The 11816-nt window shown below is 60.7% G+C and carries 7 protein-coding genes; 3 read left to right on the forward strand and 4 right to left on the reverse strand.

Going from position 1 to position 11816, the window contains the following annotated elements:
- Nucleotides 1-198 precede the first annotated feature (198 nt).
- The 3 genes from BANT918_RS04965 to wecC form a co-directional block, all read right to left on the reverse strand.
- Nucleotides 199-2196, reverse strand: coding sequence for an acetoacetate--CoA ligase (locus tag BANT918_RS04965; RefSeq protein WP_101619182.1), 1998 nt, complete (start codon nt 2194-2196; stop codon nt 199-201).
- 249 nt (nt 2197-2445) lie between these two features.
- On the reverse strand, nt 2446-3348 hold the full coding sequence (gene galU / locus BANT918_RS04970) for a UTP--glucose-1-phosphate uridylyltransferase GalU (protein ID WP_101619183.1): 903 nt from the start codon (nt 3346-3348) through the stop codon (nt 2446-2448).
- An 85-nt stretch (nt 3349-3433) separates the two neighbouring features.
- Entirely contained in the window at nt 3434-4693 is a 1260-nt protein-coding gene (gene wecC, locus BANT918_RS04975) for a UDP-N-acetyl-D-mannosamine dehydrogenase (RefSeq protein ID WP_101619184.1), read from the reverse strand.
- 301 nt (nt 4694-4994) lie between these two features.
- Between wecC and wecB the strand changes: the two genes are divergently transcribed.
- The 3 genes from wecB to BANT918_RS04990 all read left to right on the forward strand — a co-directional run bounded on the left by wecB (nt 4995) and on the right by BANT918_RS04990 (nt 9789).
- Nucleotides 4995-6161 (forward strand): non-hydrolyzing UDP-N-acetylglucosamine 2-epimerase, encoded by a 1167-nt coding sequence (gene wecB, locus BANT918_RS04980; protein ID WP_101619185.1) that lies wholly within the window; start codon nt 4995-4997, stop codon nt 6159-6161.
- 155 nt (nt 6162-6316) lie between these two features.
- The gene (locus BANT918_RS04985) at nt 6317-8557 is read left to right on the forward strand and encodes a glycosyltransferase family protein (RefSeq protein ID WP_101619186.1); all 2241 of its coding nucleotides are present in this window, start codon (nt 6317-6319) and stop codon (nt 8555-8557) included.
- On the forward strand, nt 8557-9789 hold the full coding sequence (locus BANT918_RS04990) for a glycosyltransferase (protein ID WP_101619187.1): 1233 nt from the start codon (nt 8557-8559) through the stop codon (nt 9787-9789). The genes BANT918_RS04985 and BANT918_RS04990 overlap by 1 nt, the downstream gene beginning before the upstream one ends.
- On the opposite strand, the gene BANT918_RS04995 is transcribed toward BANT918_RS04990, so the two are convergent.
- Entirely contained in the window at nt 9777-11669 is a 1893-nt protein-coding gene (locus BANT918_RS04995) for a glycosyltransferase family protein (RefSeq protein ID WP_233430358.1), read from the reverse strand. The two genes, BANT918_RS04990 and BANT918_RS04995, sit on opposite strands and share 13 nt — an antisense overlap.
- Nucleotides 11670-11816: the final 147 nt, after the last annotated feature.

Raw genomic sequence — 11816 nt, forward strand, 5'->3', positions numbered from 1 at the left:
CCGCTAAAGAGAAAGTTTGTTGTAGAAGAGCCCGGAGCTTTCGCTTTACCAGCCGTGAAGCGGAGTGGTTTTAGTTCTCCCGGCGGTTTTAGATTCAGACCGGTCGACCACGCGATGAGAGCTGAATAAGCTCGAAGTCGATAAGCGGCGCCCCGGTTGTTCGTCGCTTATCGTTCACCCTTCACTGTAAGAGGTCTCTCACCCCTCGCTAGCTGCGCCGTCTTTACCAGCCGCAAACTGCGCGAAGTACTCCAGCGCCTCGAACGAGTCCACGGCGTCCGGGGTTGCCACCTTCTCCAGTGGATGCCCCTGGATGAGACGCTTGACCGGCACTTCGAGCTTCTTGCCCGTCTTGGTGTGCGGGACGGCGGGCACGGCGATGATGTCATCGGGCACGTGTCGAGGTGAGGCCTTTTCCTTCAGATCCCGGGCGATCCGCTTCCGCAAGCTATCATCAAGCGAAACTCCCTCAGCCAATACAACGAACAACGGCATCCAGTACCCGCCGTCGGGCTGCTCGGCACCGATGACCAGGGACTCGGCCACCTCGGGGATGCCATCGACGACGTCGTAGATGTCGGCACTGCCCAGGCGCACTCCCTGCCGATTGAGGGTGGCGTCCGAGCGGCCGGAGATGATGACGCTGCCGCGGTCGGTGATGGTGATCCAGTCGCCGTGGCGCCAGACTCCGGGGAACATCGAGAAGTACGTGTCGCGGTAGCGCTCACCGTCCGGATCGTTCCAGAACTTCACCGGCATCGACGGCATCGGGGCGGTGATGACCATCTCCCCGACCTCGCCAATTAAAGGCTGCCCCGAGTCATCCCAGGACTCCAACGCCACACCGAGCACCGGCCGCGAGAGCTCGCCAGCCCAGATCGGACAGTTCGGAGCGGACCCGGCGAAGCCGCTGACGACGTCCGTGCCGCCGCTCGTCGAGGCCAGCTGCACGCGCTCGCCCACGGCATCGCGCACCCACGGGAAGCAGTGGGCGGGCACCGGGGCACCGGTGGCACCGATCGTCCGCAGCGCAGAGAGGTCGAATTCGGTGCCGGGTTCGATCCCGGCCTTCATCCCGGCCAGGAAGATCCCGGGACTGACCCCGAGCACATTCGCCTCCGTGTCCGCGGCGATCTCCCACAGCCGGCCCGGCCCCGGATAGAGGGGACTGCCGTCGAAGCACACCGTGGTCGCACCGCCCACCAGCGCCGAGGCGACGAGGTTCCACATCATCCAGTTCGTATTCGTGTACCAGAAGAACCGGTCACCGGGGCGAATGTCGAGGTGGAGACCCAGCAGACGCAGATGATCGATGACGACCCCGCCGTGGCTGTGCACGATCCCCTTGGGAATCCCCGTCGTGCCCGAGGAATACAGCACCCACAGCGGGGTATCGAAATCGACGCGCGCGAACTCGGGTTCGACATCCCCGGAAGCGACATCGTCCCAGGTGGTGAGGTTCGTGATCCGCCCGTGTTCATCGATGAATTCCTCGCCGAGGTTGCCCACCCCGACCACGGCCCGCAGGCTCGGCATCCGGTTGGCCAGATCCGCGACCTGGTCGCGGCGGTCGAAAGCCTGCCCGTTCCACAGGTATCCGTCGGCGGCGAAGAGCACCTTCGGTTCGAGCTGGCCGAGTTTCGTCCCGGCACCTTCGGCCGCGTAGTCCTGGGCGCAGGCGGACCAGATGGCTCCGACGGAAGCGGTCGCGAGGAACGCGATGAGGGTGTGGTGGGTGTTCGGGAGGTAGCCGACGACACGGTCGCCTTGTTCGACTCCTTGCTCACGCAGCCAGGCGGCGACGGATCCAACTTGGCGACGCAGCTCGCGCCAGGTGGTTTCGGTGCGCTCGCCGGATTCTTTGATGGTGATGATGGCCGGTTCGTCAGCGAGAGTGTCGTCGAGGCCGGCCCGCAGTGCGTGTTCGGCGTAGTTGAGCCGGGTCCCGGGGAACCAGGTGGCCCCGGGCATGGACCGATCGGCGAGGACTTCTGTGTAGGGCTCGTCGGCGATGACGTCGAAGAAGTCCCAGACCGCACCCCAGAATCCGTCGAGGTCGCTGACCGACCAGTTCCACAGATCGTCATAGTCGGCCATTGTTTGGTCGGTGCGCTGATTCGCGAAGTCGATGAAGTCAGCGATCTGCGGTCGCGGGGTCTGGTCGGGGTCGGGAAGCCAGATCGGTTCAGCGGTCAATTCTTCTCCTCAGCACTTCGGTGTACGGCAACGGGCGAGGTCTTCACCAGCACGAATGAGATGCACTCAGTCTGCAGTGGAGACGTTGAGTCCACCTTACGCCGCTGACTCTGCTGCCTTTGTCGGCTGTCCATAACGCAACTGCGCCGCTGAGAACTCTCAGCGGCGCAGTCGATAGGAAGGTGGTTTGAGGTTCAGCCCCACACGCCACGGGTGTCGTGGACGATCTTCTGTGCGAGCAGAGCCTGCTCAGTCCAGTGTCGGCACGAACTCGCGCAGCCACGCCTTGAGGTCGTCGCCGAGGTCCTCCCGATCGCAGGCAATCTGCATGACAGCTTTGAGGTAATCGAGCTTGTCGCCCGTGTCGTAGCGGGCACCCTTGAACACGACCCCGTAGACGCCATTCCCGTCCGCGTTTCCGGCGAGCTCTTGGAGGGCGTCGGTGAGCTGGATTTCGTTGCCGCGTCCCGGCTTCGTGGTCTCGAGGACATCGAAGACCTCTGGCGCCAGCACGTAACGGCCGATGACGGCCAGATTCGAGGGGGCGTCCTCGGTGGCAGGCTTTTCCACCAGGTTATTGATTTTGACAACCTCATCGTCCGAGGTGGTCTCGACTGCGGCGCAGCCGTAGAGGTGGATTGCTTCGCTGGGGACTTCCATAAGCGCGACGACACTGCCGCCGGTCTTCTCGGCAACCTCGATCATCTTCGGCAGGATGGGGTTACGTTCGTCAATGAGGTCATCGCCGAGGAGGACGGCGAACGGCTCGTTGCCGACGTGCTGGCGTCCCTTGAGCACGGCATGGCCGAGGCCCTTCGGATCGCCTTGCCGCACGTAGTGGATGTCGGCGAGATCTGTCGAATGCTGAACAGCGGCGAGCTTCTTCTCATCGCCTTTCTGAGCCAGCGCGTCTTCCAGGCCGTCCACACGGTCGAAATGGTCCTCGAGCGGCCGCTTGTTGCGCCCAGTGATCATAACGACGTCTCGAAGACCAGCTTCTGTCGCCTCTTCAACGACGTACTGGATTGCCGGCTTGTCGACGACGGGGAGCATCTCTTTGGGGGTGGCCTTCGTGGCGGGGAGGAACCGAGTTCCTAAGCCGGCGACGGGGATCACGGCTTTGCGCACTCTATCGTTTTGTTCGACATTCATAGACTGATGTTATCGAATACCGAATGTAGTCCTAAAACGGAATGAGGAGTCGGTGATGTAACTGAACTTTCCGCCCACTGGGTATTCAGCCCCACACCCCGCGCGTATCGTGAACGATCTTCTGCGTCAGCAGCGTTCGGTCGATGCGCGTGAACTCATTGTGGTCGACGAGCAGCAGCACGATATCGGCAGCGCGAATGGCTTCGTTCACCTCAGTGAGACTGACGTTGTCGCGCTCTTCGAGTTCCGCGGGCAGGCTGTCGATGTTGGGCTCCACTGCCATGATTTTGGCTTCCGGGAGTGCATCGGCGAGCTGCCCGACGATCTGCCGGGCCGGGCTCTCCCGCAGGTCATCGATGTTCGGCTTGAACGCCAGGCCAAGCGCTGCGATCTGCACGTCCTGAATGCGACGGGCCTGGGGGAGGAGCTTGTCGAGCACATATCCGGGCTTCGAGTCGTTGACCTCACGTGCGGTGCGGATAAGTGACGACTGCTCGGGCGCAGTGGAGACGATGAACCACGGGTCGACCGCAATGCAGTGGCCGCCGACTCCGGGGCCGGGCTGCAGGATGTTGACTCGAGGGTGGTGGTTCGCAAGCTTGATGAGCTCCCACACGTTGATGTCGAGACCGTCGGAAATCACCGACAGCTCGTTGGCGAAGGCGATGTTGACGTCGCGATAAGCGTTCTCGGTCAGCTTCGCCATCTCCGCAGTGCGAGCGTCAGTCATGAGGAACTCGCCCTCACAGAACAGTTCGTACAGGTCACGAGCACGTTCGCCGGCATTTCCGTTGAGGGTGCCGACGATGCGATCGTTCGTCCTCAGCTCGATCATGATCCGGCCGGGCAGAACGCGCTCAGGGCAGTGCGCGAAGTAGACGGTCTGTGCGCTGCCGGGTTTGAGAGTGAGATCCGGGCGAGCATTGATGATCGTCTCGGCCAGGAACTCCGTTGCTCCGGGAGGCGAGGTCGATTCGAGGATGATGAGCTCATTGCCCTCGAGCAGGGGAGCGATCTGCTTGCCCGCGGTCTCGATGTAGGAGAGATCAGGTTCGTGCCCGTCCTTGAACGGCGTCGGCACCGCGACGATGTAGTTGTCCGCGTGCGGGGTCTCGGTCGTGGCCCGCAGATAACCCTGAGAGACGACACCGGCCACCGTCGTCGCCATGTCCGGCTCGACGAAAGGAACCTGACCGGCGTTGATCGTAGCCACGGCATCGGCGTTGATATCGACCCCGACGACCTCTGCGCCCGAACTGGCCAGAACAGCTGCTGTCGGAAGACCGATATAACCGAGGCCGATGACGGCGACCGAGGGGCGTTGAGAGGTGGCGGTGGGCGGCATGTGTGCGATGCTCCAAACTGAAGATGAACGACTTCTGATGTTACCCGAGGCTGAGCCGGAACAACTTCACCACAGTGACTCATGAAATGACCCCTGGCGTGACTTTGTCAACAACTTTGGGTGAACGAGTTGCAAAAGTTTGCAATTGCCGACAATTGCAACCGGGCTGTCATGATGTGATTGACCCAGTCGGTATGTCCAAGTGCCACAGAACTGCATACCATTACCCACATCGGAATTGATGCGAGAACCCTGCCTCGCCGAGGCGGCCCCCGTGGTTCTCCCGACCAGGAGTTCGTGCGTGACCCCAACTGTCCTCACCGTTTTCGGCACCAGGCCGGAAGCCATCAAGGTGGCCCCACTCATCCGGGCAATCGAATCAAGTACGACCCTGCGCTCCCGCACCGTCGTCACAGCCCAGCATCGTGAGATGCTCGACCAGGTCAATGACCTGTTCGGCATCACCCCGGACGTGGACCTCAACATTATGTCCCAGGGACAGACTCTCAACGGGATCGCCTCCCGTGTCATCGGGGAACTCGACACCGTGCTGGAAAGTGAGGCGCCCGACGCCGTGCTCGTCCAAGGCGATACGACCACAGTCATGGGCGCCTCCATCGCCGCCTTCAACCGCAGCATCCCGATCATCCACCTCGAGGCCGGACTGCGCTCGGGTAACCTGCTCAGTCCCTTCCCCGAGGAGGCCAACAGGAAACTGACCAGTCAGATCTCTGCCCTCCACCTGGCTCCGACTCCCCGATCCCGTGACAATCTGGTGGCCGAAGGAATCATTCCTGCCGACGTCGTCACCACTGGCAATACGGTCATCGACGCCCTCCACCTGGCCGTCGACATGAATGTCGCCCCCGCTGATCCGGTCGTCGCCGACTATGTCGCCTCTGACCGCCCGAAACTTCTCGTGACGACCCACCGTCGGGAGAATCTCGGCTCGTCCATGGAGAACATCGGAGACGCGCTGGCCGAACTGGCCGCTGCCCGACCCGAACTGGTCATCCTGCTCCCAGCCCACCGCAACCCGCTCGTGCGCGAGGCCGTTCTTCCCCGAGTCGAGAAGTTCGACAACGTGCTCGTCACCGAACCGCTGTCCTACGGCGAGTTCACCACTGTTATGGCCGCCTCAGACGTGATCCTTACCGATTCCGGCGGAATCCAGGAAGAGGCACCGAGCCTCGGCAAACCCGTGCTCGTGATGCGTGAGAATACCGAGCGCCCTGAAGCCGTCACGGCCGGATCGGTCAGGCTCGTCGGAACTGACAGGCTTGCAATCGTCTCCGAAGTGTCGCGGCTCTTCGACGACTCGTTTGCCTACGGTTCGATGGCTCGCGCCGTCAACCCCTATGGCGATGGTCGAGCCGCAGAGCGGTCAGTTGCCGCAATCGCGGAGCTGCTCGGTGTCGGCACTAGGATTGATGACTTTGCCGCTGAGCCGGACAACGTCGAAGTGTGAGCTGCCGACAGATTGCCTCGCGGGTGAGGAAACGGCTGACATCGGCGCTCCGCTAAGCGAGCACAGGCCAGAAATACTTACCTGTTAACCGAACGACGCTTCGCCTTCATCCGACGTTTTCAAACAGTTAAGGGACGGCGAAGATGATGTAAAGTATGTCCTTTTCCAAGATGCAGCGTGCAAGCCGCGCGAATATTGCGGCGGCAGCGATTGCGATCATCCTGATAGTCGGCGGCCTGCTTGCAACGGTGTTCTTCAGCGAACCCCTGTACCTATTCAATGCGCTAGGACTCGGCGCTGTTGTCATTGTCCTGCTGTTTGCATCCGAACGGGTCGCCATCAACATTCGGAATGCTGTTGCACAGAGCGAACTGAATACGCGGAAATTGGCAAGCGAATGCTCAGCGGCGCTTGCACACTTGGACATTCGGGGGCGCCGGATGGAGCGCGTTCTCAACGATACGGCCGGATCTGCTGGGAGAAGCTCTCCGATCATTCGCCGAATCGACGCTTCTGTCAATGGACTCAGATCCGACTTCAATAGCACTGCGCGTGCGCTGACGGGCGGGGCCGACCCCGTCACAATTGCCGCACTCAACCCAGGAAAGTTGGAAGCCCACGCGACGGGGAGTGCGCCTATTTCTTTCCCTAATGCCCCGGAAACCGATCGACTCCCAACATTTCCTGCAATAACAGTATTGATGATCGCGGATGAGTTTACTCTCAAAGCATTTGCTCACGAGTGGAATGTCGTTACCGCGACACCCGACGACTGGATGCAAGTCATTCATGCCGAACGACCTCAATTCGTGTTTGTCGAAAGCGCATGGGAAGGCAACGGCGGAAGCTGGAAGTACCACCTCGTTGGATCCTCGGCTCCACGACAAGCTGTCCGAGACCTGACGGGATACTGCCGCGAACAGGGAATCCATACTCTCTTCTGGAATAAGGAGGATCCCCCACATTTCGAAGACTTCCTGGACACCGCTTCACTGTTTGACTTTGTATTCACGACGGACGGAGACAAGATCCCCGAGTATGTCTCACGCCTGGGCCATGACAGGGTGCATCTGCTCCCATTCGCCGCCCAGCCGGCGATTCACAATCCGAAACGTGTGCGTGGAGTTGACAGAGATCGCTCGATCGTATTCGGAGGGATGTACTTCCGGGACAAGTATGCAGAACGTCGGCAGCAGCTTGACGTCCTGCTTCCCGCGGCCGAGAAATTGGGTTTGGATATCTACTCTCGCAACTCAGGAGACGAGGAACGATACAGATTCCCTGAGCGATTTGCGGCATCTGTCAGACCTGGCATTCCGTACCAGCAGATGATTTCGGCTTACCACGGTTACAAAGTCGTCATCAACGTCAATTCAGTTGTGAACTCGAGTTCGATGTGCGCCAGGCGTGTATTCGAAGCAACCGCGTGCGGAGCAGCAGTAGTTACGACACCTACAGCCGCGATCGACAGATTCTTTGACGACGATTTGCTGACGCTGATCGAAGACGAATCGACGGCTCACGACCGGATGCGGGCACTTATCCGCTCCGACGAACTTCGAGAGCGCCGAGTGCACCGCGCACAGCGACGCATCTGGGAGAACGACACATATACGCATCGGGCCCGTCAGGTGATGGAACTCCTCAACCTGGATGCCACAGAAGTATCGATGCGTTGTTCGATCGTCGTGTGCACCAACCGTCCCCATAACTTACCCCTGATCATCGGAAACTTCTTACGTCAGAATCGGGCCGAGCAAATCGGATCGATTGAGCTGGTCGTTGTCACACACGGCTTCAATGTGAAAGAAGAGTTGCTCAAATCTGTCCTCGATGACGTTTCTGAACGTCAGGACTGCGGTCGGGAACCGGGGCCCATAGTCGTGATCGAGGCCGATCAGCAAGCTAGTCTGGGCGAGTTGCTCAACACCGGGTTCGACGAAGCCTCCGGCGAATTCGCATTCCGCATGGACGATGACGACTATTACGGAGCGAACTATGTTCGCGACCAACTCAACGCAATTCTGTACAGTGGCGCCGACTTGGTGGGAAAGGCCGAAACCTACATGTACTTCGAGGAAGAAGATGCGACCTTCCTTACATTTCCTGGGAAAGCGCATCGTGAGACTGACTTCGTTCGGGGTGCAACGTTTGCAGGACGTCGGAAGACTTTCAGCGAAACCAGGTTTCAAGAAAAACACACGGGCGAAGACTCCGACTTCATCACCAGGCTGAGGAAGTCTGGAGGGACGATCTACAGTTCGGACCGATTCAACTATGTCGTCAACCGCCACGCGGACAAAACCCGTCACACCTGGGCAGCTGCGGACGCACATCTGATGGGAACTGGCGAGATGAAGTTCATGGGCAGCGACCCCCAGCAGATTGAGGTGTGATGGAAAGCAAGAACAGAGTCTGCATCGTCGGAGTCACCAGGTTCTCGCTGCTGCTGCCCGGTGCCACACAATGGAACCTGTCGGCTCAAACGGAGACGCTTGAGTCGTATCGGGAGCGACTCTACGATCCGGAGCGTTTGGACGCTCGGTTGAAGATTTTCACGCAATTGTCCTTGCCGCAGCTGGCCAAAGGTTCACGAGGATCGGATTACCGCCATATTGTGCAGCACTCAAGCAGTCTGCCATCGCACTACCAAGTGCGACTGCGCGAACTGTCACAGCAGTACGACTTTCTGGAAATCGTGTGTAGCGATGAGAAGCACGTCCACGATCAGTCAGTCTCGGCCGCATTCCGTGAGATCGTCCCGGAACAGGACCGGAAGTATACGAGCTTCGCTTGGTTCCGGCTAGACGATGACGACATCGTCTCTGATCGATATTTCGACAGAATCGTGCCGTACGTGGAGTCCGAGTCGCCGGGCCGTGTGGTCAGTTTGGGGCTGGGATACTCAATGATCTATTCGAACGGGCAGCTGTGGGACTTGAGGCGGGACTACAGGCCTAAGAACTCCATCGGGCAGCTTTATATCTGCGCCTTCGACGAATCGAGCGATCGGCTCATCGAGCCGCCCAGGGGTGACCATTCGATTATTGACCAATTTGCTCCTACCTTGCTTGATTCCCGGCAGCCTTCGTTCATTACAGTCGTCCATCCGATGCAGGACGGCCGCGCCCACTTGGATCCGGACCAAGCGTTGGCAGCGGTGGAGAAGGAACAAGGCAATAAGCCAATTGTCGCTGTGGAAGGTCTCGAGGCCGAGTTTTCTCAGGTTCGTGAGTCGGATATCGTCGCGGATTTTCCGTTGGCACCGGTAATGAAGGAACAAAGCTTGTCTGTAGAACCGATCCGAGAGAGCGTAGGCGGTAACGGTGATCTGGTTGTTGAAGCACAGGTGACGGCCGCGGAAGTCCAGACAGAAGGCAGGGTCATCTTGGGGACACGATTCGCGCCGGGAACCCGACCACCCGCAACTGGGCGTTGGGTGGAAGTAGATCGCGACACGCTTGCCGTCGGTTTTGTGGTTAACGCACCAAAGATGAAGTTTCGTGCTCATCTTCTCGGCGTCCCTGCTGCCAGCGAGCTTGTGGAGATGTCCGTTTGGGTCTCTCGGAGCTTCGAGGGCAGCGTCGATTTGGACGATCTTCAAGTCGGAATGCGTCAGAAACAGTAGTGGTCGGGAGCGTATCCGAATGCGTGGACGTCGCCGTTGGCCAACAGGTGGCTGTCGTCGACGCTCCACGTGTGGGCATGGTCGCCGCGGACCTGGACGAAGTTGAACCTGTCCGCTGAGTAGATCCGGGCTCCGGAGGCGATGAGCCTCTGCTGGAGCTCGGTGTCCTCGCCGAGGGTGCGCTCGGCAAACGGATTGTCCACCAGCGTCGACCGCCGCGTCATCAACGTCGGACCCATGACGAGATCGGTGAACCGATGCTCCCGTTCGGGGAACCGGCAGATGACGATGTCGCGTGCGCGGATATGCAGGTAATGGGCCTGCTTGCCGACGAGATCCGCATCCGAATAGCGCAGCGCGGCCAGCTGATCGCCGAGGTAGTGCGCCCCATAGACGTCATCATCGTCCATCTTCGCAATGACCTCCCCGGACGCGGCCTCGACTCCCCGGTTGAGGCAGACACCCAAGGGCCGGCTGGAGCCCACCTGAACGATCTGCAGGTGTTCGATGCCCGCGCTCGCCGCCCGGGCCCGCAGATCCGCGGGCACCTCGAAACCGTGCGCAACGAGCACGAGTTCCTTGTCCGCATGCAGCTGAGCGGCATGCGTGGTCAACACCTCGCCGAGGTGGTCCGGCCGATTCGTCGACACGACCGCTGACACCGAGGTCGGGAACGGCCGCGCATACTCGAGTCCTAAGGAATCCATCACCGTCATCGCCCGGTGCGTGTACGTGTGCTCGGCCCAGATGCGCCGCTGCGCCAGATGCACACTGCGGTCCCGCAGTTCAGGACTGCGCACATAGGCACGCAGCGTCCACTCGGCCTCTTCCTTCGTCTCCGGCTGCGGCACTTCATCGGTCGGGAAGAACTCCCGGGTTGCAGCACTTGGCGTCGTGACGACGGGGGTCCCAGCGGCCGTGATCTCGAAGATCCGCCTGGCGCACATGCTGGGGGAGCCGGTCACGGAGTTGACGTTGAGGAAGACCTTGAAGTGCTTATAAGCGGTGAGCAGGTTCCGGTAGGGCAACGATCCCACGACTCTCTCGGCCAGGGCACCGGGGAACTGGTAGCGTTCGTCATTGCCGAGGAAGCGGGAGAAGATCTCCAGCCCGTGCTGCATCCGGCCCGAGACGGCCTCGGCGGCGCCGAGCAGCAGATCCATCTGTTCCCGACGTTCGGGGTACTTGTGCGCGAAGTACATGCCGGCGAAGGCGATGTCACGAGCGGCGACATTGCGCGAGGGCCGGGACGGATTGTGGATTGCCGGTTGGGCCGCGAACGGCAGAGCCGCGACACGGTCATGGCCGAGCCTCGACTGATACTCAGGCACCAGCCGGATGTCACTGGTGAACACGACATCGCAGAGTCCGGCCAACGGCAGGAAGTCTTCGAAGTGTGGGGGATCCTCTTTGTTCCAGAAGACCGTCGGAATACCGCGGCGGCGGCACGCGGTGAGGAGGTCGGTGACCTCAGTGCTCGGGCCGGACGGGCCTGTGAGCTTGAACTTCCACTGCCCGGCATTGCCGTTCCATGCCGATTCGACAAAGACGAAGTCGAGGCCGTCGAGCTCCGTCGCCCACCCGGTCGGCGACAGAGCCCGGGTCGACCATTCGAAACCGAAGCTTTCGGCCGAGAACTCATCGAGGATGACCCCGACCTGGAGCTGATCGAAGATAGGAGCGCGCTGCGACAGCGGCAGAGGCGGGAACAGCTCGGCGAGGACTTCAGCCGACAGGCTGCCGGTGCCCACCGCGGCCGAGGTCTCCGCAGCACCTTGAGAGACGGTCCGGCGGCGACGCCATTTCGTCACCTGTGAGACACCGCCCTTGCGCAGATGCCACAGAGCGGTCCTCAGAGTGCGAAGCGGTGTTCGGGGCACGGTGTCGAGTCCTCCAAGCGGTGGCGGGAACGGTGCGAAGCAGCGGGCGACAGCCCACCCGAACGGTGCAAGAGTCCTTGTTAGAAGCTCGATTCGTGCCGAGTGAGTGACAGCGTCGAGACGTGTCGAATGCAACCAATTCTTAAT

The organism is Brevibacterium antiquum CNRZ 918, assembly GCF_900169145.1.
GTDB classification, from domain to species: domain Bacteria; phylum Actinomycetota; class Actinomycetes; order Actinomycetales; family Brevibacteriaceae; genus Brevibacterium; species Brevibacterium koreense.